This window comes from Blastococcus sp. KM273129 (assembly GCF_021698995.1).
Lineage (GTDB): Bacteria > Actinomycetota > Actinomycetes > Mycobacteriales > Geodermatophilaceae > Blastococcus.
Genome location: NZ_SSXB01000008.1, coordinates 1 through 23,312, shown reverse-complemented (window position 1 = coordinate 23,312; position 23,312 = coordinate 1). Strand labels below are relative to the sequence as shown.

Sequence of the window (23,312 nt, the reverse complement as noted above, 5' to 3'; positions counted from 1 at the left end):
GACGGGGATCAGGCGAGGACGCCGGTGAACCAGAGCACCCAGGCGAGGCAGCCCAGGACGAGCACCGCGTCGACGGTGCGCCTCCGCCAGGCGGCCGGCTGGAGGGCGGCGAGCGCGGCGACCAGGAGGAGCTCTGCGGCGACGGCGGCCTGGCCGACGAACCCCGGAGCGTGCCGGGCCCCGCCGACCTCACCGTCCATGGCGACCGGACCGGGCGTGCTGATCGCCACGCCCTCGGAGAGGTCGACCCCGGTCACCGGGTCGAACCCGGGAAGGTGCGCCGCATCGCCGTGCCCGCCGTGCGCCGCGGGATCGTGGACCGCGAAGGCGTCGAGCAGGCTGGTCGTGTGGGCGACGAGGTAGAGCCCGATCAGCCCCACGGTGCCGGCCAGGGCCAGCGTGACCAGGCGCGGGCCGGGCCGGATGTCCGTCCAGCTGCTCAGCAGCAACCACGCGGCCAGCCCGAGCTGGGCCAGCCCGGTGAGCAGGAAGAAGCCGACCGCCAGCTCGCCGGCCTCCAGGTGGTCCACCGCGGCGACGAGGTGCAGGCCGCCGGCCACCGCGGCCCCGAGCGCGCCGGCCCGCAGCCACCGCGCGACCCGCCGGCCGTGCCCGCGCCCCGGGGGCGAGACCACCGCGGGCCGCGCCGCGGTCACCGCCGCCGTGCTCACGGCGTGCCGTCCGTCGTGCCCGTGGGGGCCGGCTCGGTGGTGGTGGTGACCGACCCGGTGGCGGTCGGTTCCGTCGTCGCCGTCGCCGTCGGCTCCGCGGTCGCCGTGGCCGTCGGCTCGGTCGTGGCCGTCGGCTCGGTCGTGGCCGCCGGCTCGGTCGTCGTCTCGACCGTGTCGGTGGTCTCGACGGTCTCCGTGGTCTCGGGCGCGACGGGCTCCTCCGCCGGCGCCTCCTGCGGCACCAGCGGCGGCGCGGGCAGCGGCTGGGGAGGATCGCTCCGGATGGGGTCGCAGTCGATGTCGTGGTGACCCACCTGGTACTGGACCATCATGTCGTGGTCCTCGTGCGAGAGGTTGTGGCAGTGGATCATGTACCGGCCGTCCTCGTGCTCGAAGCGCATGAGCAGGCGGACGATCTCGTTCTCGCCCACGTAGACGACGTCCTTGGGTCCGCGCTCCTCGGGCCGCGGGGGCGCCGTGACGCCGGTCTCGGTGTTCGTGCGGCTGAGCACCTTGAAGTCGATCAGGTGGATGTGCAGCGGGTGGAACCAGCCGCCGGAGTCGTTCTCCACGTCCCAGATCTCGATGGCGTCCCGTTCCACCGAGGCGAAGAGCAGCTCGTAGTTGGACCGCACGACGTCGTCCCACGTCTTCTCGTTGATCTGCCACAGGCCGTTGCCCCGGTCCAGCTCCATCTTCCGGACCGCTGACCGGTCGGCGGCCTTCAGGGTCATCACGGGGTGCGGCGCCCCGAGGACGTTGGGGGAGAGGTTGCCGTCGAAGCTCGTCACGCCGCGGCCCACCTCGAACTGCATGATCTTGCCGGTGTGGTCGAAGTCGCGGGCGTTCTCGACGCCGTCGTTGAGCAGCTGGACCTTGGCGCCCTTGAGGTCCTTGAAGTCCAGGATGAACTCCAGGCGCTCCGCCATGCCGATGGTGAACTCGGTGACGGTCTGGGCGAACTGCATGAAGCCGCCGTCGGTCGCGATGATCTTGAACGGCATGCCGTTGCTCATCCGGAGCCGGTAGCCCCGTGCCAGTGAGCCGTTCAGCATCCGGAACCGGTACTTGCGCGGCTCGACCTTCATGTTCGGCCACGGCACCCCGTTGACCAGGATCACGTCGCCGTAGACCCCGGACTCGCTGTCGTCGTCGAACAGCAGCTGGCCGTCCTCGGTGAACATGACGTCGCTGAGGATCAGCGGGAACTCGTACTGCGGCTTGCCCTCCGCGGCCTTCTGCCGGTCCCAGCGCGGGATGCCGAGGCTCTTCTCCAGCTCCTCGTCGACGACGTGGTACTGCGCGGCGAGACCCATGTACACGTTCTGCGCGGTGTGGTGCACCCCGTGGTCGTGGTACCAGAGCGTCCGCGGCGTGCAGCTGTTCGGGTACTGGTAGTTCTTCCACTCGCCCGGGTTGGTCAGGTCGCCGGCGTAGCCGTCGTACTGCGGCTTGGAGGGGGAGCCGTGCAGGTGCGTCGAGGTCCACGGGACGTAGTTCAGGGTGGGGTGGCGCCGGGGCAGCTCGTTGAGCACCTGCATGACCGTGCGCCGGGGGATCTTGCGGCCCGGGTTGTCGGGGTCGGGCTGCAGGTAGGTCCGGATCGTCGGGCCGGGGACCGAGCGGTTGTAGCCCCACATCTTGGTCCACATGCCGGGGATCAGCTGGACCTGCACGTTGGTCTGGGTGATGCGGTAGTAGTCGGTGCCCAGGTACTCCGTCCCGAGGATCGGCTCGCCCGGGTAGTGGCTGTTGCCCGGCACCTGCACGTAGTCGTCGGGCACGTGGCCGAAGACGTTGCTCCGCACGTCGTCCCGGACGACCGGCTCCAGCACGGGCGGGGCCTTGAACGCCCGGGTGTACGGCGTGGGCATCTTGCTCTCGTCGAGCTCGGACGCGGAGGCGCCCGACACGACCCCCTGCAGGGGGAGGGCCATCGCGGCGGCGCCGGCCGCGGACAGCTTCAGGACGTCGCGTCGGTTCAGGCTGGGCGTTTCCATCGGTACCGCTCCTCGGCAGATCCGCTGTGTTCGGCGGAAATGCTTCTCGCGCGGCCACACCCGCCACAGCCGAAGCGAGGGGGAGGAGCATCCCACCATTTGGGGGGTCCATTGCGGAAACGCCCGGGACCTTTTACCGACTGCAGTCGTCACCTGCCCCTGCGTGGGGTGGTGCGCGACGCCCGACGTCCTGACCAGCGGTGACGACCGCTGCAGAGCGGGCCCGGGCGCCCTTCCGGACGAATGGGTTCGTCGGGGAAATATGGCGTGACGGATCGTCGCCATTGATGGACGAGAAGTGATCGACCGGTGTGAACGAGTGGCTCGGAATTGTTCCGGAATTGTCCGGGATGGTGCCGGCAGGGGCCGGCGCCCGGCCGAGGGGTCCGCGGGCAGCCCGCGCGCACCGGCCGGGACGGCCTGCACCGTGCCGCCGGTCGGGGCCGGCTCCCGGTGCGGCGGTCAGGCGCCGGTGTTGCCCTCGAGAGCGGCGCCGGACGCGCGGTCGGTCACCGGCTCCGGGTGGCTGATCCCGGTGAAGTCGTTGCCCTCGATGACGACGTCGGTCGCGGTGGGCGACACCCGGATCGCCCGCGCGGTCGAGGCGGCGCCGGTGTCCTCGAAGACCGAGCCGGTCACCCGGGCCCCGGCGACGCCGAGCAGGTCGAGGGCCCAGAGGCTCTCGAGGTCGGTGAACCGGCAGTCCTCCACGGACAGCGCGGTCACCGGGTTCGCCGGTCCGACCACCAGCAGGCGCTTGCCGGGGGCGCCGACGAAGGTGCAGTCGTGGAAGCGCGGCTGGTCCGTGCCGTCGACCACGACGCTCGTCGGTGCGGCCCCCGACGGGGCGGTGAAGGTGCAGCCGTCGAAGGTCAGCCGGCTGATGTTCGGGCCACCCACCCGCACCGGGCTGTTCACGGCGTCGATGACGTCGGTGCGCGTGAAGGTCACGTCGCGGATCGCGCCCCGCGACGCCGGGTCGGTCTGCACCCGGATCTCCTGGGTGGAGGCGTCCGCGGCGCGGGACATGTCGATCGTGCAGTCGGTGAAGGCGAGCCGCTCGATCGCCCCCCGGCTGTGGGTGTTCTTGACGACGATGCCCCGGTTGACGGCCGAGCCGTGGCAGTCCTGGAACGAGCAGTCCACCACCGAGGCGTCCATGTCGGTCGTGCCGGGCTCACCGCCGGTGAACTCGAGCAGCGCGACCATGAAGCGGCTGGCCGAGCTCGCGCCGGTGCACTCGACGAAGCGGCCGCCGGTGATGCTCTGGTTGTAGAGCGTCGGCTCGGCCTCCGGGTTGCCGATCGGCACGAACTGGAGGCAGTCGTCGCCGGACTCGACGTGGCAGCCGGTGCCGAGGAAGTCGGCGCCGCCGATGACCCGGATGCCGCCGGTCCCGAACTCCGGGGCGCTGCCGCGGACGGTGATCCCGTCGATGCGGCCGCGGTCGCCGGCGAACATGACCGCCTGCCCGCCGGCGTAGGTGTCGATGGTGATGTCGGCGATCGTCACGTCGTCGCCGTAGAGGGCGAGCACCACGCCGGTCATGCCGTGGTCCCGCGCGCCGATCGTGCCCGGCCCGGTGATCCGCACCTCGTTCGACTTCACCGCGAAGTCGGCGTTCCGCAGGAAGGCGTCGGTCATCCCGGGGGGCGCGGCCCAGTCCTTCACCAGCCGGGCACGCCGGGCCAGGTGCAGGTCGACGCCGGAGCGCAGCAGCAGCCCGGCCGAGCACCGGTAGGTGCCGGCGGGGACGTAGGCCACGCGCCCGCGCCGCGCCGAGGCGTCGAGCAGGCGCTGCAGGGCGCGCGTGTCGTCCTCCCGGCCGTCGCCCTCGGCGCCGTAGTCCCGCGCGTCCAGGACGTCGTCGTCGTGCCCGCGCGGGACCAGCGCCGGTGCGCCGGCCGGCGCCGACCCGGAGGAGGTGAGGCCGGCCAGCAGCGGGGAGGCCAGGCCGGCGCCGCCCAGCAGCAGGAGCCCTCGCCGGCTCAGGGAGGGACCGGCCGGCCGGGCGGGGGTGTCCGTGGTGCCGGGGGCCCCGGCGTCGGGGTGGTGGTGGCGCATGGGTCTCTCGTCTCGGACGGTGCGCCGGCCGCCGCCGGCGCGCGCGGATGCGGCTAGCAGTTGGCGACCGTGCGGACCGCCGTGCGGAAGGCCTGCCTCTGCACGGCGGCCACGGTGCGGATCAGGATGACGACGTCGCGCCAGAGCGACCACTGCTCGATGTAGGCGTTGTCGAACCGGGCGCGCTCCTCGATGGAGGTGTCCCCGCGCAGGCCGTGGACCTGCGCCCAGCCGGTGAGGCCGACGGTCAGCCGGTGGCGGTCGCGGTAGCCGTGCACCGAGTCGGCGAAGCGGGCGGCGTACGCGCACTCCTCGGGCCGCGGGCCCACCAGGGACATGTCGCCGCGCAGGATGTTCCACAGCTGGGGCAGCTCGTCCAGGCTCGTGCGGCGCAGCACGGTCCCGATGCGGGTCTGCCGCTGCTCGACGTCGACCTGCCGGGCGTGCATGGTGCTCCGCGTCGAGCCGGCCGCCACCGGCGTCTCCTCCGCGGCGACCCGCAGGGTGCGGAACTTGAGCATCTCGATCCGGGCGCCGTCCTGCCCGGTGCGCGGCTGCCGGAACAGCACCGGGCCGGGGCTGCTGACGCGCACCGCGAGGGCGAGCAGGCCCAGCACCGGCGCGAGCAGGGCCAGCGCGGCACCCGAGACGGCGACGTCGATGAGCCGCTTCACCCGCCGGGCGCCGCGGCGCAGCGCGGCCCGGCGGACCCGGTGCAGGGGGATGCCCCACAGGTCCTCGACGTCGGGGCCGCTGGGCGCCATGCCGACGTCGAAGAAGCGCGGCACGACGTAGACCTCGATGTCGCGCAGCGCGGCGCTGCGGACCAGGTCGACCAGTCCGGCCTCGCGGGTGGGGCCGTAGGCGACGACGACCTTGCGCACCCCGTAGGCGTCCAGGACCAGGTCCAGGTCGTCCAGGCGCCCGAGCGGCTCCCGCTCGTCGAGGGGGCTGCCGTCGCTGAGGTAGCCGATGCCGCGGAGGCCGAGCTCCGGGTGCTCCCGCATCGTCGCCAGCAGCTCCATGCCCAGCCGGCCTCCGCCCACGACGAGGGTCGGGTCCTCCACGGCCCGGCGGCGGCGCGCGCCGCGCACGACCGCGTAGCCCAGGCCGCGGCCCACCACCAGGCACGGCACCGCCCACGCCGCGTGGACGGCCACGCCCGCCACGGCGGAGGAGGCGACGGGCGCGACGAGCAGCAGCGCCACGCCCAGCCGGGGGAGGAGGCGGGGGGCCTCGTCGAGGACGGAGAGGGTGATCCGCGGGTGGTGGGCGCCGGTGGCGGCCAGCACCAGCAGCGCGACGACGGCGAAGACGGCGCCGGCGCCGCCCAGCCACGCCATCGGCAGGGCCAGCGCGGCGGCGTCCACGGCGAGCAGGCCGGCGCGGACGGGCGCCGTCCGGTCGCGGACCTCCCGCTCGGGCAGGTGCAGGTCCCCCGCTGCGTCCCGCCGCGAGGGCGCGGTGCGGGCGTCGACGTGCCACCGCGGCCGCGGGACACCGGGCAGCCCGGCCCGCCCCTCCTGGTACGAGACCTCGGTCATCGCGCCCCCGTCTCCGTCGTCGTGCGCACAGACTCGGTGGGTGGTGGTGCCGGGGACAGGTCCACGCGTGGGGGGCGCCCACCCCCCAAATCGTGGGGTGGCGCAACCGGGCCACCCGGGGTCGCGCGCGGCTAGCATCCCGGCGATGGGGGCAGCCGCGAACTTCCTGGTCATCGGGGCGGCCCGGAGCGGGACGACCGCGCTCACCTCCTTCCTGGGCGAGCACCCGGACGTCTTCGTGTCCACCCCGAAGGAGCCGCACTTCCTCGCCTTCCCGGAGGGCGCCCCGCGCTTCACCGGCCTCGGTGACGACGACCTGGTCAACCGGACCGCCGTGCGCGGTGAGGCGGCGTGGCGGGCGCTGTTCGAGGGGCGCGCCGAGGCGCGGCTCGGGGAGGGGTCGGTGACCACGCTGGCCCACCCCGACGCCGCGATCCCCGCCATCGAGCGGTGCTGCGCGCCCGGGTGCCGGCTGGTGGTCATGCTCCGGGACCCGGTCGACCGGGCCTTCTCGAGCTGGCTGTACCTGCGCTCGCGGGGCTACGACGCCGGGACCTTCGAGGAGTGCCTGGCCGCCGAGGAGGAGCGCACGCGGGCGGGGTGGAGCCACATGTGGCAGCTCGCCGGGCTCAGCCGTTACGCCGGGCAGCTCGCGCCGTTCGCCGCCGCGTTCGGGGACCGCCTGCTCGTCGTCGTCCAGGAGGAGTTCGCCGCGGACCCGACCGGTCAGCTGCGGCGGGTGCTCGAGTTCCTGCAGGTGGACCCCGACGTCGACATCGACCCGTCCCGCCGGGTGAACGCCTCCGGCCTGCCGCGCAGCCGCGCCGTGACCTCCGCGCTGAACACCCTGCGCCGCTCCCGGTCGCTGCGGCGCCTGGTCACCGCGGCCGTGCCGCACCGGCAGCGGGAGCGGATCCGCTCGGCCAACCTGGACCCGGCGGGCATCGATCCGGCGACCCGCAGCCGGCTGGCCGACTCCTTCGCCGACGACGTCGGAGCCCTGCAGGAGCTGCTCGGCCGCCGGCTGACCGCGTGGCCGACCGCCGAGCACGTGAGGGGGCGCTCGTGAGCGACCGGGTCAAGGTGCTGCAGCTGACCGGCATCACCGTCGGCGGCTCGGCCGAGCACCTCCTGCAGCTGGCGACCCTGCTGCCCCGGGACCGGTTCGACGTGGCGATCGCGCTCTCCGGCGGTGGCCCGCTGGACGAGGAGATCGGCCGCAGCGGCCTGCCGGTGCTGGACTACGCCCCGTCGCACGGCAGCGGCCACTTCAAGCAGGCGACGCCGGACGGCCCGGTGGAGCTCCTCCGCCAGTTCCTGCGCATCCGGGCGCACCTCCGCCGGCACCGGTACGACGTCGTCCACACGCACACCTCGGTCGCGGGGGCGATGGGCCGGGTGGCCGCCTGGTCGGCCGGCACGCCGGTCCGGCTGCACATGCTGCACGCCTATGCCGGTCACGCCGGGGTGCGGCAGCCGAAGCGCTCGCTGTACCGGCTCGTCGAGCGGGTGCTCGGGCTGGTCACCACGCACTACGTCGCGGGTTCGGCGTTCATCCGCGACGTCGGCGTCCGCAACCGCCTCTTCCGGCGCGCGGACTGCACGGTCATCCCGTACGCCGCCCGCATGGCCGTGGGCGACGGGACCGCGTCCGGCCGGGCCCGTCTGCGGGGGGAGCTCGGGGTGCCGCCCGACGCGCCGCTGGTCGCGCTGGTCGGCCGGATCGAGGACCAGAAGGGTGTCGACCTGCTGATCCGCGCCGTCCCCGCGGTGCTGGCGAAGGTCCCGCGGGCGCACGTCGTCGTGGTCGGTGACGGCACGCGCCGGGGGGAGTGCGAGGCGCTGGCCGGCGAGCTGGGGGTCGCTGATCACGTCCGCTTCACCGGCTGGCGGCACGATCTCGCCGACGTCATGCGGGCGGTGGACGTGCTGGCGCTGCCGTCGCGCTGGGAGGCGTTCGGCATCGTGAACCTGGAGGCGATGGCGGCGGCCCGGCCGGTGGTCGGCTTCGGCGTCGAGGGGATCCCCGAGGTCGTCGTCCACGGGGAGACGGGGCTGCTGTCGCCCGCGGGCGACGTGGACGGGCTCGCCCGCGACCTGGTGCGCGTGCTGACCGACCCGGACCTCGCCGCCCGGCTCGGGGCGGCGGGACGGCGGCGGTTCGTCGAGCACTTCGCCCCGGAGCGGATGGTGCAGGCGCACGTCGAGCTCTACGACGAGCTGCTGGCGCGGAGACGCGACCGGGTCAGCCGCCGTCGAGGACTCCGCGGACGAGCCGGCTGAACGTGCGGCCGAGGTCCTCGACCCGGTAGTGCGCGCGGATCAGCGCCGCGCCCGCGGCGCCCATGGCCGCGCGCTCGGCCGGCGGGAGGGCCGCCAGTTCCGCGATCCGCTCCCGGACCGATGCCGGGTCCTCGCTGACGGCCAGCAGCCCGTCCCGGCCCGGCTCGAACACCGGCGGCCGGCCGGAGCAGTCGGTGAACACCGTCGGGCAGCCGGCCGCCATCGCCTCCATGACCGCGAGGGGCAGGGCGGGGCCCTCCCACCGGGCGGTGTGCACGTACCCGTCGGCCGCGGCCAGCAGCCGGGCGACGTCGTCCCGCCAGCCGAGGAAGGTGACGGCGCGCTCCAGGCCGAGGTCGCGGACCTGCCGGTGCAGGGCGGACGCGTAGCCCCGGGTCCGGCGGGCGGCGACGGAGTCCCCGGCCGAACCCACCAGCGCGACGTGCACCGGTGCGGGCAGGCCGTCGAGGGCCGCCAGCAGGACGTCCTGGCCCTTCTGCGGGTCCAGCCGGCCCACGTTGACCAGCAGCAGGTCGTCGGCGCCGGCGCCCATCTCCGCCCGCAGCCGCGCGCGCTCGGCCGGGGCGAGCCGGACCGGCGGCGGGACGGCGATGCCGTTGGGGAGGACGACGGTGCGCCCGGGCGGTACCCCGAAGCCGGTCATCTCCTCCTGCACGACGGCGGAGGTGCAGACCGCGAGCGTGGTCGACCGGGCGACGACGGCCCGGTAGCCGCGCCGCTTCAGGGCCGCCAGCGGCCGCGGCCCCCAGAAGTGGTGCTGGTTCTGGACCATCAGCACCCCCGGCACCGCGGCGCGGGCGGCCGCGAGCAGGGCCGGGGCGCGGTCCCGCTGGTTCACGCCGATCACGCAGCGCCCGCCGTCGCGGCGCACCCGATCGGCGAGCGCGGGCACGAGGCGGGGGTCCCAGGGGCGCTCCAGCCGCGGCTCCAGCACGGTCGTGACGCCGAGGGCCTCGACGTCGGGGAGGATGCTCGGCCGTGGGACGGCGCCGTGCACGAGGGTGAGGTCGAAGCCGTCGGCGCGCAGCGCCCGGGCGAACTCCAGCGCCATCTTGGCCGCACCCGTGCGGTCGGGCAGCCGCAGGGTCATGAACAGGCGCCCGGCCCCGCCGGTCACCCGGCGCCGCCCGCCGGCCGCTCGGGCGACCGCCATGCGGCCACGTCCAGGCCGGTGACCTGCTCGAGCAGGTCGAGGTCGGGAGCGAGGTCGGCCACCAGCGCGCGCCGGGTCTCCGGCCGGTAGCCGATCCGCACGATGTTGCGGGCGACGATCCGCCGGCGCAGCCCGCGGCGCAGCGACGTCGGCAGGAGCGGGGAGACGACCTTCTTCAGCGGGTGGTGGGTGCTGACCACCCGGCCGATGAACCGGCTGCGCGGCTCGCCGGAGCGGTGCGGGTCCGGGGTGGTGGTGCGGGGGACCGGCGGCACCCCGAGGTGGGCGTAGACCCGGGCGAGCACGGCATCGGGGTCGGCCGTCATGTCCTCGTGGCGCAGGACCAGCAGCTGCTCGCGCGGGAAGACCTCCAGCACCCGGCGCAGCTGCTCGCCGTAGCGGCTCATCGCGGCGTAGTGCCAGATGTGGTGCCACCCCTCGGCGATCCGGCGCGGCTCGTCGGCCAGCGCATCTTCGAAGCTGGCGCACGGCTCCCAGCCCCGGGTGCGCATGAACCCGTAGGCGGACAACGCCCGGTCGACCGGGTCGCGCAGCAGGGCGACGAGCCGGGCGTCGGGAGCCATCTCCCGGACGCGCGCCGCTGCTCCGGGGTAGTACATCGTCGACACCGACGCCTCCCCGCGGAGCTGGTCGGGGCGGGCGTCCCGGTACAGCCGCAGGTAGGCCCCCCGGTCGGGGACGGCGAGCCGGTTGATCGTCTGCCGGTCGCCCGGGCCGGTGAACGCCGGCGTCGTCCCGGCGAGCGCGAAGTGGTGCGGTTCCTTCGGCTCGGTGAGGAACAGGCCGGGGTGCTCGGCCAGGTACTGGTACAGCGCCGTCGTCCCCGAGCGCGCGGCGCCGATCACGAGGAACTGCGGGCCGGTCACGACCCGCCCCCGCGCGGGCGGGCGGTCGTGCGGACCCCCAGGACCCGGTGCGCCGCGCGGGCGAGGTGCAGGTTGCGGGCGCTCATCGCCACCGCCGCAGCCGCCGCGACCCCGGTGGCGCCCCAGGCCCCGCCCCACCAGGTGGCGAGCCCGGCGAACGCCAGCGCCGCCGCCAGGGCGCTGAGCGCGACGGCCCGCTGGTGCCCGGCGTGGGAGAGCACGACCGAGCACGGGCCGGTCCAGGCGTTGACCAGCACGCCGGCGCTCATCACCAGGGCCGGGACCACGGCCGCCGCGTACTCCGGCCCGAACAGGGCCGGGAGCACCACCGGGCCGGTCGCGCCCAGCAGGACCACCGCCGTGGCGGTCGCCGCCGTCGACCACACCGCGAACCGGCGGACCGGCTCCGCCAGCGCCCCCAGCCGGTCGGCCGCCGACGCCGCCGCCACCCGCGGCGCGAGGGTGCGCACGCCGACGGCCGTCGGGACGGCGACCAGGACGGCGATCCGCACCGCCACGGCGAAGACCGCGACCTCCTCGACCGGGGCGACCACCGCGAGCAGCCAGACCCCGGCCTGCGGCAGGGTCACCGAGGCGAGGGAGGCGACGGCGAAGGCGCGACCGGTGCCCAGCAGCCGCCAGGGTGACCCGCCGCCGTCCCGCCCGTCCCCCGATGTGCCTTCGTCCGGTCCGTCGTCCGCTGCGCGCCCGGCCGCGTGCCGACCGGCCGGCGCGACCTCGCGGGCCAGGAGGAGCAGCGCGAGCAGGACGACCGCGGTCTCGACCGCCACCGTCCACGCCACCGCGGCCCGCGCCGACAGGGTCGCGGCGGCACCGGCGGCGCCGGCCAGGAGGACCACCACGAGCACCACCCGGCGGACGTGCTCGCCGAACACCAGGGCCAGGCCGAAGCGGTTCCGCGCCCGGAGCACGTTGACCAGCACCGGGCAGAGGGCCGCGGCCGGCAGCCACAGCGCCACGAGGAGCACCAGCGGCCGGTACGCCGTCGCCGGGGTGCCGGCCGCGACCGCCGCCGGGCCCACCGCCCACTGCCAGAGCGCGGCCGTGGCCAGGACGCCGACGGCCTGCGCGAGCACGAGCCGCCGCAGCAGGGATGCGTGGGTGCGCCGGGCCTGCCGGGCCACGGCGATGGTGGCCACCTGGGGGAGGCCGAACTGGGCCAGGACCGCGAGGAACGTCAGCCAGCTCAGGGCCCACGACAGGGCGCCGAACTCGGCGGTGGGCAGGACACGCGCCCCGACCAGGGCGACGAGCAGGCCGCTGACGACGGCGGCGACCTGGCCGACGACGACCAGGACCGTGTCGCGGCGGAGGGACCCGCGTGCGCCCGCACGTCCCCGGTCGCCGGTGAGCGGGGTGGTCACCGGGAGGCCACCGCCCGCCCGTCGGCGACGCCCTCCCTTGCCGACGGGGCCGTTCCCTCGTCGTCGGCGCGGGACCGCCGGAGGAAGAGGTTGACCAGCACGGTGAACGCGAGGATCGGCAGGCCGATGGCCACCCACTTCGGTGCCGAGGTCGCCCAGACGCCGCCGGGGAAGATCCGGACCATGAACACGAGGCTGAAGCCCCAGACCAGCGGATCGCGCAGGAACCGGCGGAACGCGAACTGACCCGCCCGGGCGACCAGGCCGCTGAGCAGACCGCCGAGCACGATGCCCGGGTAGCCCAGGTTCACGTACCAGTCGCCGACCGGGGTCGCCGGGAAGCCGTTGTTGCGGTCGATGTAGGTCTGCGCCAGCTGCACGGCGGGGGAGACGAAGGGTTCCTGCGGGCCGGCCAGCACCGAGGGCACCGCGGCGACCGAGCCCTCGACGAAGTCGGCGCCGCCGGTGAAGTCGAACCGGTCCGGCCAGTCGTCGAGGTAGAGGAGCAGGGCGTCGTAGAACGTGTTGTTCGTGGCGACCGCGACCTGGCGGACGGTGCCCTGCCCCTCGATCGTGGGGGCCAGGTCGCCCCAGAGCACCGTGTCGCGGGCGGCGCGGAGCGTGAAGGCCAGCGCCAGGGCCAGCACCGGCACCAGCAGGAAGCGCAGGCGCCAGCGCGGGTCGCGCAACCACTGCCCGTCGGGGCGGCGGGCGGCGCGGCGTCCGGTCCGGCCGAAGATCAGCGCGCCGGCGAGCAGCGCGATGGCCGAGAGCACCGGCACGTCGCGGGCGCCCCACGTCCAGCTCAGGTAGCCGTTGAGGGCGATGAGCGCGAGGAGCAGCAGGCGCTGCAGGCCGGCCCCGCGGACCGAGAACCAGGCCGCCACGCCCAGCAGCGCGGCCAGCAGAGGAAGGGTCCGCAGCGCGCGGCTGTCGGCCAGGGACCGGTCCACCTTCGAGGCCTGCAGCAGCCCGGACGGGCCGCCGTACCGGAGCCACAGCGCGACGGTGGCGGCCGCGGCGGCAGCGGTCAGGACGACGGCGAGGACGACCAGCACCCGCGGCGGCAGGGGACCGCGCAGCTGCGGGAAGAGCACCGACACCGGCCGGACCAGCGGGGTGGTCAGCCGGGCGCCGGCCCACAGGGCGACCAGGAACAGCACGACCACCGCCTGGCCGCGCAGCAGGAGGAGCTCGGTGTCCCGGTCCTGGAACAGCAGGGTGGGGAAGGGGGTGTCCAGCTCCGCGGCCAGCAGCAGCGGGCGCCACAGCAGCTGCAGCGCCAGGTAGTAGAGGACCAGCGCCATCGCGTCGAGCGGGTGGCGCACGAGGGCGCGGTAGACCAGCGCCCACACGACCGCGGACGCGGCCACGGCGAGCAGCGGCGCGATCACGACCGCGCCACCACGTCGTGGGAGAGACGCACCGCACCTCCGACCTGCGCCGTCCCGCGACGGCTGGTCGGCGAGGCTAACGCAGCGGAGCGGGTTGCGGGAGCCCTGGACGTTCCGCCGCACCGGCCGGTTCCCCTAGCATCCCGCGGGTGCGTCCGGGCCCGAGGCTGATGATCGTCGGTGCGCCGAAGAGCGGCTCCACGGCGCTGTTCCACTACCTGGCCCAGCACCCCGACGTGCGCAGCCACGTGCACCGGGAGATGCCGTTCTTCGGCCGGGGCGAGGAGGTCGCCCGGGGGTGGGCGCACGCGGTCGAGAAGTACTTCCCGCCGTCGGTGGGGGACGCGCCGCTGCTCGCCAAGCACACGATGGCCATGTACGACCCGGCCGCGGTGCGCCGCATCGCCGACACCACGCCCGCAGTCGTGGTCGCCGTCCTCCGCGCGCCCGTGCCGCGCGCGTACTCGCACTTCCACTACGCCCGGCTGCGCGGCTGGGAGGACGCGGCCACCTTCGAGGAGGGCCTGGCGCGGGAGCCGGGCCGGGCGGTGAGCGCACCGCCGCGGGCCCGGGACATGCAGTACGTCGGGAACGGCATCTACGCGCCGCACGTGCGGGCGCTCCTGGAGACGGTGCCGCCGGAGCGGCTGCGCATCTACCTCTCCGACGACCTGCGCGCGGACGCCGTGGGCATCTGCGCGGAGCTGTTCGACCTGGCCGGCCTCCCGCCGCACGTCCCGGACGCGACGGCAGGGCACAACGAGGGGCGGTCCCCCCGGTCGGCGTCGTTCGCCCGGGCCTTCCTGGCCGCGCAACGGCCCGGGAGCCCTGCACGCCGGCTCCTCGCCCGGGTGCCGAGCCGGACGCTGTACCGCGTCCGCCACCTGGTCAACCGGCTGAACGAGGGGCCGGCGGCCTTCCCGCCCATGGCGCCCGCGACCGCTGCCGCGCTGCACGAACGCTTCGCGGGACCGAACGAGGACCTCGCCGCGGCGCTCGGCCGGTCCCTCGGCGCCTGGCGATCGTGATGCGACCGAGACCACAGGATCCCGTGAGTTGCCGGTACCTTCACCGCCGTGCTGGAGACCGCCCCTGACGGAACGTCGCACCCGAACGTGGACCGCGCCGGCGGCACCCACCGGCCGGAGGCCGAGCGCTCCGGGCTGGCCGAGTACCTCGCCGCGCTGCGGCGCTACTGGTGGCTCGCGCTCACCACCTTCCTCCTCGTGCTGGCGGTGGCGGTCGGCTCCCTGTTCGTGCTCGGCCCGGTGTACCGGGCCGACGCGGAGGTCCTGATCCGCACCGAGGACAGCCGCCAGCTCTTCCCGCGCACCGGCGGCACGTCGGCCGGTGCGCTGATCCGCTCACCGGCCGCCGAGCTGGTCTACGTCGGGAGCGACGAGTTCCAGCGGCTCGCGGCCGAGGCCGCGGGCGACGAGGCCGAGGTCGAGGTGCGCGGCACCGCCGACTCCAGTGCGCTGGTCTTCGTCGCCGAGGCCGGCTCTGCCGAAGCCGCTCAGGACGCCGCGCAGACCTGGGCGGAGACCTACGTGGCGGTGCGTCACGCGAGCGACGTCGCCGAGACCGCGGCCCTGCGCGACCTGCTGATCGGCGACCGCGACGCACTGCAGGCGAGGCAGCAGGAGATCCTCCAGCCGGTGGCCGCGCTGGACGAGGCCGTGGCCGTGGAGACCGACCCCGTCGAGCTCTCCCGGCTGCTCAACCAGCGGCTGGCGATCCAGCGGACGTTGAGCTCGGAGCTCGACCCCGTGGAGACGGAGCTGCGCCGGCTCAACACCCAGATCGCGAGCCTCGACGTCGACCTGCGGGTGATGGAGAACCCGCAGGCGCTCGCCTACGTCAGCAGCGCGGCCGAGCTGCCGGACGAGCGGGCGGACGGATCGCTGCGGCGCAACGTGCTGGTCGGTGTCGTCGCCGGCCTGGTGCTCGCCGGCGGTGCGGTGGCGGCGGCGCAGGCGCTGCGCCGCCGCTGAGGCGTCCTCCGCGTACCCGGCCCGCGCCCGACCCGGGGCCGGCCGGGTTCACGGGGTGAGGAGGTTCTCCGAGTCGACCGGGGAGGTCGCCTCCGGGTTGATCTCCTCGTCGGGCTCCAGCGGGAGGGCGCCGGTCTCCTCCACCTCGTCCTCGGGCTGCACGATCCGCGAGCGCGGGTCGAGGGCGCCGGCGAGGAGGATCAGGTCGCCGACGGTCTTCTTCTCCTGCCACTGGAACGAGGGCTTGCGGTTGAAGTAGGACTCGGGGTCCAGGGCCATGATGCCGAGGATCGTCTCGGCGACGATCCGCCCGCCCACCGGGCCGAGCCGACGTCCGCCGGCGAGCAGCTCGGCCTCCTTGAGCACGTAGTACCAGAGCGGGGCCTTGCCGCCCCAGCCCGGCTGCTTGAGGCCCAGCTCGGCGTTCGTGAGCGGCGTGACGCCCATCGCGGTGGCGACGTCCTGGCCGCAGGGGAGGCCCAGCCGCTTGCCGCGCAGCAGGTTGCGCTCGGCGAGGGCGACGATCGCCTTGCTGGTGGGCGCGACGACGGTGGAGGGCAGGGTGAACAGCGGCAGGGACATCTGGGTGTCGATGAGCCGGGCCATGTTGCGGTCGTCCGGCGGCTCGAGCCCGGGGATGTCGAAGAAGTAGTTCCAGTCGCACCACAGGTTGGCCGGGATCGGCCGGTTCCCGCGCAGGTCCTCGAAGCCGTCGGCGCCGAAGATCGGCACGGTGTGCCCGTCCTGCATCTCGTACTCGGCGCGGATCATGCTGTGCCCGAAACGGTAGGCGGCGCCCGAGTACTCGATCGGCATGTAGGGGTTCTCGGGGTGCTCGGGCTGGTAGAGGGTGCCGGTGAACTTGATCGTGCCGTCGCGCTTGATCAGGCTGCTCACGACCGGCTTGCCGACGATGCGCGGCAGGTAGTCGTTGACGATGAGCCACTGGTAGTGCCACCGGGTCTGCCGCTGGGCCTGGGCGTAGGTCATGCCCTGGTCCATGAAGCTGTTGTGCAGCCGGATGAAGACGGTGTGCAGCTGGGCGACGATGAGGTTCTCGTCGTTGCGCGGGTCGCCCAGGTAGGCGGCCCCGACGTCGTCGCGCGGCAGGTCGACCAGGTCGTCGTGCTCCCACACCCGCAGGTAGCCGTGGCGCTCGGGGTCGTAGAGCTGGGGACTGCCCTTGATGCCCTTGCCGTAGACGCTGCCGAGGTCGAACCACGGGGTGTCGTAGTTCTTCATGGCCATCGGGTCCTGCAGCCGGTGGGTCAGCGGCGTCTTGTCCAGCGTCATGTCGTGGTCGACGAACTGACCGAAGTAGATGTAGCCGGCCGGGATGCCCGGGTTGTCGAAGGCGACGTCGCTGTCCTTGACGTCGGACAGGGGCGCCTTGCCGTCGTTCATGCTCGCCGCGAGCCACAGCAGCAGGCCGTCGGTCGGGGCGAAGGGCGGCAGGTCCTTGAACATCAGGCCGAAGCGCGCCTCGAGCTTCCGGTCGATCCGCGCGGCGACCTCGGCGCCCCGCGGGTCGCCCACGGCGTGGGCGGCCGTCTCCGCGGGGCCTTCGGTCACCGGCGCGGGGGCGGTCGGGTCGGTGACCGGTTCGGTGCTGACCACCTCGGCGCGCGCACCCCCGATCCCGCCGACGACGGGTGCGACGGCGACCGCCAGCGCACCGGCGAGGAAGCCGCGGCGGGCCACCCCGTGCTCCCGCCCGGCACCGCTGAACGGGCACCCGCCGCCTGCTCCCTGGGAGTCCTGCACCCTCATCGCCTCCACGCGTGATCCGGACCCCGCGGCCCGCTGCGGGAGCAGCGTCGCCAGCGGGACGGGCGGCGGGCAGACGCGTCCGTGGGGTCGGCCGACCCCTAGTTCTGGGGTGCCGGACGGTCATCCGGTCGCCAGGTCCCGGCGGCGGAAGCCGGCGGAACCCGCGGCGAGCAGGGCGCCGGCGATGGCGGTGAGCACCAGCACCGGACCGGCGGTGAACGGCTCCAGCGGCATGAGCGGCACCCAGCTGACGGGGGAGAGGTCGCTGACCCAGCCCGGCCAGTCGAACGACTCGGCGAACATCGTGATCACGAGGAACAGCCCCACGGCCGTCCAGGCGAGCGCGGCCGCCAGGCGGGGGAGCAGCCCGAACAGCGCCACCGCGAGGCCGGCGACCACCCACACGGCGGGCACGTAGGCGACCGCGGCCCCCACCATCCGACCGAAGGCAGCCGCCTCACCGGTCTGCAGCACGCGGACCACGCCGGTGGTGACGCCCGAGGCCGTCATGGCGAGGGCCGACCCCACCAGCGCGACGGCGACGTGGCTGCCCAGCCAGGCCGACCGGCTCGTCGCCGTCGCCAGCACGGGCTCGGCGCGCTGCTCGGACTCCTCGGTGCGGGCGCGGAGCACCGAGGAGACGGCGTAGGCCGCCGCGAGCAGCGCGGTGATGCTGAACGTCGTGCTGAGGTAGGCGTCGACCAGGTCGTCGACGTCCGGATCGCCGAACACCGCCAGCGCCTCCTCGTTGCCGGCGATGAGCGTCTCCACGGAGTCGGCCAGCGCGCCGTAGACCACGCCGAGCAGCGCCAGGCCCAGCGCCCAGGCGAGGAAGGCGCCGCGCTGCAGCCGCACGGCGAGGGCCAGCGGGGAGCGCAGCCAGGGCGTCGCGGTGGCGCGCCCCGGGCGCGGCTGGGTGAGCCCGGCGCCCAGGTCGCGGCGGTCGAGCAGCGCGAACCCGCCGAGGACCAGGACGACGGCGGCCACCAGGCACAGCAGGAGGGGGAGGACGGCGTCGTCGGAGAACGGGTGGCTGGCCTGCGCCCAGCCGATCGGCGAGGTCCAGACGACCCAGTTGCCCTCGATGTCACCGACGGCGCGCAGCACGAAGAAGACCGCGAACAACCCGCCCACCAGGCCGTACACCGACCGGGTGTGGCCGGTCACCTGCGCCGCCACGGCGGTGATGCCGGTGAACACCAGGCCGCACGCCCCGAAGGAGGCGCCGAGCACGAACGAGCCCGTCGCCGGCAGGCCGGTAGCGGTGGCCCCGATGCCGACCGCCACCGCCAGCGCGGCGCACGCCAGCCCGGCGAGCAGGACGGCGGCGAGCATCGGCGCGTGCCGGCCGACCCGCGCGGAGCGGAGCAGCTCGGTGCGCCCGGCCTCCTCGTCGGCGCGGGTGTGCCGGGTGACGGTGAACATCGCCATCAGCGCCGCGATCAGCATGACCGTCGCCGAGATCTCGAACGCCACCGCGCCGGCCACGGTGTCCAGCCCGACCGGCGGTCCGGCCAGGGCGATCGTGGCCGCGTTGCTGCCGACGGAGGCGCGGTAGGCCGCCAGCGACCCGGGGGTGTCGTAGAAGGACTGGCTCGACACCGACTGCAGCGCCACCATCGCCGTCCCGGCGGCGATCCAGACCGGCAGCCGGATGCGGTCGCGGCGCAGCGCGAAGCGGAACAGCGCCGCCGTCCCGGTGGTGGTGGCGGAGCGGCCCGGCCGCACCGGTGCGGCGGGACGGGCGGGGGCCTCGGACAGCTGCGTGCTCACGACCGCACCGGCTCCCGGGCAGCGGCGCCGTTCTCGGCGAGCTCGTCGCCGTAGTGGCGCAGGAACAGCTCCTCCAACGTCGGCGGCGCGCTGGTGAGGCTGACGACGCCGAAGCCGGTGAGGTGGCGCAGTGCCCCGTCCAGGGCGTCGGTGTCGACGTCGAAGCGCACCCGGCCGTCCTCGTGGCGCAGGTCGTGGACGCCGGCCAGCGACTCCAGGCCGGTCGCCGGGCGCGCCGTCTCGGCGGTGATGGCGGTGCGGGTCAGGTGCCGCAGCTCGTCGAGGCTGCCGCTCTGCACCGTCCGGCCGTGGCGGATGATGCTCACCCGGTCGCAGAGCGCTTCGGCCTCGGCCAGGATGTGGCTGGACAGCAGCACGGTCCGGCCCTCGGCGCGCACCTCGCGGATGCACTCCTGGAAGACGGCCTCCATCAGCGGGTCGAGGCCCGAGGTCGGCTCGTCCAGCACCAGGAGCTCGGCGTCCGAGGCCAGGGCGGCGACCAGGGCGACCTTCTGCCGGTTGCCCTTGGAGTACGTGCGCGCCTTCTTCCGCGGGTCGAGGTCGAACCGGTCGAGCAGCTCGGCGCGGCGGCGCGCGTCCAGCCCGCCCCGGAGGTGGCCGAGGAGGTCGATCGACTCGCCGCCGGAGATGTTCGGCCAGAGGGTGACGTCGCCGGGCACGTAGCCCAGGCGCCGGTGCAGCGCGACGGCGTCCCGCCACGGATCGCCCTCCAGCAGCCGGACGCGGCCCGCGTCCGGGCGCAGCAGGCCGAGCAGCACCCGGATGGTCGTGGACTTGCCCGAGCCGTTCGGGCCGAGGAAACCGTGCACCTCGCCGGTGGCCACCTCGAGGTCCAGGCCGTCCAGCGCCCGGGTCGCCCCGAAGGTCTTGACCAGCCCCGAGACGGAGATCGCCGTCATGGTCGGCACGCTACAGACGATTCACGAAAGTGTGAAGTTCATTGATGACGGAACACGTCGGGTATCGTGGGCGACGTGACGGTCGCGGAGAACATCGACGCCGGGCGGGCGACGCTCCTGCGTTTCGTGGAGCGGTTCGCCCTGGTGCTGCGCGAGTCGGGCATGCAGCCCATGCCGGCACGGGTGTTCGCCTACGCCCTGGCCGACGACGCCGACCGCTACACGGCCGCCGAGCTGGCCGAGGGGCTGCAGGTGAGCCCGGCGGCGATCAGCGGGGCGGTCCGCCAGCTGGTGCAGATCGGCTTCCTCGTGCGCGAGCGCGAGCCCGGCACCCGTAGCGATCTGTACGTCCTGGACGACGCACACCTCTGGACCCGGTTCGTCACCGCAGAGGTGCAGGCCCTGCAGCGGTTCCAGGACGTCGTGGCGGCCGGCATCGAGCAGCTCGGCGCAGGCCGCCCGGGTGGGCGACGGCTCGTCGAGACCCGGGAGTTCCTCGCGTTCCTGCACGAGGTGCTGGCCGACGCCGTCGTCCGCTGGCCCGAGGAGCGCGAGCGCCGCAGGCGGGGCTGACTCGCCTCGCCGGCTGACCGGTGGCGACCCGCCGGTGGGGCGCCTCAGCCGGTGGGGTGGTCCCCGCCCGTGGTGCCCGGAGCCCCCGGAGGAGGGATCAGCCAGAGCGCGCTCGCCAGCGCGCCGTACACCAGCGCCGGGCCGGCGTGCGGCCACCGCTTGCCGGCGGCGGCCCGCGCCTGTCCCCGGCGGAACGCCCACCGCTCGCCGGCGACCACGCCCGCAACCGAGGCGGCCAGTGCGGTGCTCCCGACCCCGGCGAGGGCGGCCTTGCTCGTCGGCGGCAGTGCGCGCCAGGCCTCCGCGGGGTGCACCTCCTCGCGGAGGTCGCGGAAGGCCACCCGTGCGGCCCGCAGGTCGGGGGCGGAGGCGGTGAGGGAGGCGACCATGATCGCGGCCTTCGCCCAGCCCCGCGCGGTGCGGGAAGGGATGAGGTCGGGCGTGGCGTACCAGGCCGCGGTGGCGACCCCGCCGACCAGGGCCGCGAACGCGCCGGAGCGCGTCGGCGGAGTGCTCATGGGGCCATGATGGCGAACGCGAACGGCGCCGCGGTGCCGCGGTCGGTCCTCGTCCCGGGCCCGCACGGACAGCCGGCCCGACGACGGGGCGGCGCGTCCGCCGGGCACCCCGGGGGGAGCGGGACGGCCCGCTGCGCACCATGGGGGATCGCTGGTGGCCGGAGCCGGTGCTGGTCCGGGCCGACCTGCTCGTCTGCGGGCGTCCGCGCTGGTGAGCCGGGCGGTCGCGACCCGGCGGCTCCGCGCGCAGGCATCTGCTCGCCGGTGAACGGACTTCCGCTTTCGGTGGTGCAGAAGTGTTGCTAGCTTTTGTGGCGCAGCACACAGCCCTCGGCGCAGGCCCGGACTCACCCGTGGCGGCCGGGTGCCCACCGGGCCCCGGCGGCGATCAGCGGGTGGGGTGGTCGGCGGCCGGCGGCACGCGTTCGCCACCCACCCGAGAGGATCTCCCTTTTGTCGAGAAACCTGCGCCACGCCCTGCGGGCGGCGCTGTTCGCCGCACTGTCCTCCCTGCTGCTCGTCGGCCTCGTCGGCCCGGCGAGCGCGGCCCCGCCCGCCACCGAGGAGCGCGGGGAGTCCTCGTGCGTCGGTCGCCCGGTGCCGGCCCGCCTGGTCTCCGTCCAGCTGTGGACCTTCGCCGAGCACATCGGCTTCGGCACCGACGCGGCCACCCAGGCGCGGCACGAGGAGGTGCTCCGCAGCCTCAGCGAGATGGGGTACCGGAACGTCGAGCCCTTCACCCTCAGCGGGATGACGGCCGAGCGGTACGCCGAGCTGCTCCGGAAGTACCGGCTCCAGGCCCCGGCGCGGCACGTCGACGTCGGCACCCCCGAGGAGCCGGCGGACATCGAGCAGATCCTCGCGGACAACCGCGTCCTGGGCGTCACGTACTTCGGCTCCGGTGGCACGCCGCAGTACGAGAGCGAGGCCGAGTGGACCGCCTACGCCGAGTACCTGGACACCGTCGGGGAGCAGGCGCGCAAGGCGGGCCAGTGGCTGATGGTCCACAACCACGACTGGGAGTTCGAGACCACCTTCGGCGACCGCACCGCCTTCGACGTCCTCATGCAGCACACCGAGCGGCGGCACGTGGTGTCGCAGCTCGACCTGTACTGGGTGACCTACGCCGGCACCGACCCGATCGACGTGATCGAGGAGTACGGCAACCGGATCCGGCTGCTGCACGTGAAGGACCTGAACGAGGACGTGGAGCGGCGGATCGAGATCGTCGGCCGCGGGGACATCGACTTCGCGGCGATCTTCCGGGCGGCCGGAGGCAGCACCCGGTCCTACGTCGTCGAGCACGACCCCCGCTTCGGCGACGTGGCGTTCGACCCGTTCGAGGCGCCCGAGGAGGGCTTCGCGCACCTCACCTGCTCGACCCGCTGACAGACCGCGCACGCTCGCACGAGAGGGGTGGTCCCGGGTTCCGGGGCCGCCCCGCTCCGCGTCAGGCGGGCGGACGGCGGGGGGCGCTGCCCGCGTCGGGGAGCCGGGTGGCCAGGAGCAGCTGCGCGGTCACCCGGGCGCGGCCGAGAGGGTCCTGGTCGAACCCGGCCGGAGCGGCCGCCCGCCGGGCGAGCCCGGCGAGCGCGCCGTCGTAGAGGAGCAGCAGGTCCGCGGCGAGCTCGCCGGGTCGGTCCGCGCCGGCGGCGCGCGCGAGCTCGAGCAGTCGTCCGGAGAGGAGGGCGGTGTCGGCGGCGAGCCAGGTCTGGCCGGGGTGGCCGACCGGCAGCTCGGTCGCGGCGGCCTGGAACCCGCAGCCGCGACGGTCGCCGGTCCGCCGGCGGTAGCGCGTCAGCGCGTCGAAGACCGACAGGAGCCGGTCGCGGTGGTCACCGGACTCGGCCAGGACCTCGTCCCAGACACCGCGCCACCGGTGGTGCCGCTCCTCCAGGTAGGCGGCCACCAGCGCGTCCTTGCCGGCGAAGTGGGCGTACATCGTGGCCGGCGAGACGCCGGCCCGCGCCAGGACGGCGTCCACACCCGTCGCGGCGATGCCCGATTCGTAGAACAGCTCGGACGCGGCCGAGAGCAGCCGCTGCCGCGCCGTCGGGGTCGCGGGCGTCCGGGGCACGGCACTACGGTAACGACCGTTATGCCGAAACGATCGTTACGCGCCCATGACGGGCCACCGGAGGTGCGGCCGCTGGCGCTGGTCGGCGCGGGCCTCGCCGTCATCGCCGTCACCTACGGGCTCGCCCGGTACGGCTTCGGCCTCTACCTGCCGCAGTTCCGCGCCGCGTTCGGCTTCTCCGCCGGCACCGCGGGTGCGCTGGCGGCCGGCGGCTACGCGGCCTACTGCGTCGCCGCGCTGCTGACCCCGCTCCTCGTCGCGCGCGGCCGGGGGCGGGGCGCGCTC

At 74.9% G+C, this 23,312-nt stretch carries 19 protein-coding genes and 1 pseudogene; 7 read left to right on the top strand and 13 right to left on the bottom strand.

The features are described from left to right. Positions 1-8 precede the first annotated feature (8 nt). The 4 genes from E9565_RS03890 to E9565_RS03875 form a co-directional block, all read right to left on the bottom strand. Entirely contained in the window at positions 9-671 is a 663-nt protein-coding gene (locus tag E9565_RS03890) for a hypothetical protein (RefSeq protein WP_236827233.1), read from the bottom strand. Then, complete coding sequence (locus E9565_RS03885) at positions 668-2,671, bottom strand: multicopper oxidase family protein (protein WP_236834112.1); 2,004 nt, start codon at positions 2,669-2,671, stop codon at positions 668-670. Before E9565_RS03885 ends, E9565_RS03890 begins: the two co-directional genes overlap by 4 nt. Before the next feature lie 462 nt (positions 2,672-3,133). Next, complete coding sequence (locus tag E9565_RS03880; RefSeq protein ID WP_236834111.1) at positions 3,134-4,735, bottom strand: glycoside hydrolase family 55 protein; 1,602 nt, start codon at positions 4,733-4,735, stop codon at positions 3,134-3,136. A gap of 53 nt (positions 4,736-4,788) precedes the next feature. After that, complete coding sequence (locus E9565_RS03875) at positions 4,789-6,279, bottom strand: exopolysaccharide biosynthesis polyprenyl glycosylphosphotransferase (RefSeq protein ID WP_236834110.1); 1,491 nt, start codon at positions 6,277-6,279, stop codon at positions 4,789-4,791. Positions 6,280-6,424: 145 nt separating this feature from the next. Here E9565_RS03875 and E9565_RS03870 point away from each other — a divergent pair, with 145 nt between their 5' ends. Continuing rightward, a complete protein-coding gene (locus tag E9565_RS03870) occupies positions 6,425-7,348 on the top strand; it encodes a sulfotransferase (RefSeq protein ID WP_236834109.1) in 924 nt (307 codons plus the stop codon). Beyond that, a complete protein-coding gene (locus tag E9565_RS03865; RefSeq protein ID WP_236827228.1) occupies positions 7,345-8,562 on the top strand; it encodes a glycosyltransferase in 1,218 nt (405 codons plus the stop codon). Before E9565_RS03870 ends, E9565_RS03865 begins: the two co-directional genes overlap by 4 nt. On the opposite strand, the gene E9565_RS03860 is transcribed toward E9565_RS03865, so the two are convergent. Genes E9565_RS03860 through E9565_RS23080 form a run of 4 tightly spaced genes read right to left on the bottom strand, consistent with a single transcriptional unit; the run spans position 8,525 to position 13,402 of the window. After that, on the bottom strand, positions 8,525-9,736 hold the full coding sequence (locus E9565_RS03860; RefSeq protein WP_236834108.1) for a glycosyltransferase family 4 protein: 1,212 nt from the start codon (positions 9,734-9,736) through the stop codon (positions 8,525-8,527). The genes E9565_RS03865 and E9565_RS03860 overlap by 38 nt on opposite strands. Then, positions 9,697-10,623, bottom strand: a complete 927-nt coding sequence (locus tag E9565_RS03855; protein ID WP_236827226.1) for a sulfotransferase — start codon at positions 10,621-10,623, stop codon at positions 9,697-9,699. The genes E9565_RS03860 and E9565_RS03855 overlap by 40 nt, the downstream gene beginning before the upstream one ends. Continuing rightward, the gene (locus E9565_RS23085) at positions 10,620-12,008 is read right to left on the bottom strand and encodes a lipopolysaccharide biosynthesis protein (RefSeq protein ID WP_236827225.1); all 1,389 of its coding nucleotides are present in this window, start codon (positions 12,006-12,008) and stop codon (positions 10,620-10,622) included. The genes E9565_RS03855 and E9565_RS23085 overlap by 4 nt, the downstream gene beginning before the upstream one ends. Continuing rightward, a complete protein-coding gene (locus E9565_RS23080; RefSeq protein WP_236834107.1) occupies positions 12,005-13,402 on the bottom strand; it encodes a hypothetical protein in 1,398 nt (465 codons plus the stop codon). The genes E9565_RS23085 and E9565_RS23080 overlap by 4 nt, the downstream gene beginning before the upstream one ends. Positions 13,403-13,551: 149 nt before the next feature. On the opposite strand from E9565_RS23080, the gene E9565_RS03840 reads away from it, so the two are divergent. Together E9565_RS03840 and E9565_RS03835 are read left to right on the top strand one after the other, a co-directional pair. Further along, positions 13,552-14,430, top strand: a complete 879-nt coding sequence (locus E9565_RS03840; protein WP_236827223.1) for a sulfotransferase — start codon at positions 13,552-13,554, stop codon at positions 14,428-14,430. Positions 14,431-14,478: 48 nt separating this feature from the next. After that, positions 14,479-15,396 carry a hypothetical protein gene (locus tag E9565_RS03835; protein ID WP_236827222.1) on the top strand — a complete coding sequence of 306 codons (918 nt, stop codon included), beginning with the start codon at positions 14,479-14,481 and terminating at the stop codon, positions 15,394-15,396. A gap of 48 nt (positions 15,397-15,444) precedes the next feature. Here E9565_RS03835 and E9565_RS03830 read toward each other — a convergent pair whose 3' ends face one another. The 3 genes from E9565_RS03830 to E9565_RS03820 all read right to left on the bottom strand — a co-directional run bounded on the left by E9565_RS03830 (position 15,445) and on the right by E9565_RS03820 (position 19,859). Further along, complete coding sequence (locus tag E9565_RS03830) at positions 15,445-17,160, bottom strand: heme peroxidase family protein (protein WP_236834106.1); 1,716 nt, start codon at positions 17,158-17,160, stop codon at positions 15,445-15,447. Positions 17,161-17,286: 126 nt separating this feature from the next. Then, positions 17,287-18,939 (bottom strand): ABC transporter permease, encoded by a 1,653-nt coding sequence (locus tag E9565_RS03825; protein WP_236834105.1) that lies wholly within the window; start codon positions 18,937-18,939, stop codon positions 17,287-17,289. Beyond that, the gene (locus E9565_RS03820; RefSeq protein ID WP_236834104.1) at positions 18,936-19,859 is read right to left on the bottom strand and encodes an ABC transporter ATP-binding protein; all 924 of its coding nucleotides are present in this window, start codon (positions 19,857-19,859) and stop codon (positions 18,936-18,938) included. The genes E9565_RS03825 and E9565_RS03820 overlap by 4 nt, the downstream gene beginning before the upstream one ends. 75 nt (positions 19,860-19,934) lie before the next feature. Between E9565_RS03820 and E9565_RS03815 the strand changes: the two genes are divergently transcribed. Next, entirely contained in the window at positions 19,935-20,432 is a 498-nt protein-coding gene (locus E9565_RS03815) for a MarR family transcriptional regulator (protein WP_236827218.1), read from the top strand. Between the two features lie 44 nt (positions 20,433-20,476). Here E9565_RS03815 and E9565_RS03810 read toward each other — a convergent pair whose 3' ends face one another. Then, on the bottom strand, positions 20,477-20,950 hold the full coding sequence (locus E9565_RS03810; protein ID WP_236834103.1) for a hypothetical protein: 474 nt from the start codon (positions 20,948-20,950) through the stop codon (positions 20,477-20,479). A gap of 453 nt (positions 20,951-21,403) precedes the next feature. Here E9565_RS03810 and E9565_RS03805 point away from each other — a divergent pair, with 453 nt between their 5' ends. Further along, on the top strand, positions 21,404-22,339 hold the full coding sequence (locus E9565_RS03805) for a sugar phosphate isomerase/epimerase (protein WP_236834102.1): 936 nt from the start codon (positions 21,404-21,406) through the stop codon (positions 22,337-22,339). 61 nt (positions 22,340-22,400) lie between these two features. Here the strand turns inward: E9565_RS03805 and E9565_RS03800 are convergent, their stop codons facing one another. Next, a complete protein-coding gene (locus E9565_RS03800; RefSeq protein WP_236834101.1) occupies positions 22,401-23,027 on the bottom strand; it encodes a TetR/AcrR family transcriptional regulator in 627 nt (208 codons plus the stop codon). Between the two features lie 21 nt (positions 23,028-23,048). Between E9565_RS03800 and E9565_RS03795 the strand changes: the two are divergent. Next, positions 23,049-23,312, top strand: a pseudogene (locus tag E9565_RS03795) (MFS transporter); the annotation flags it as partial.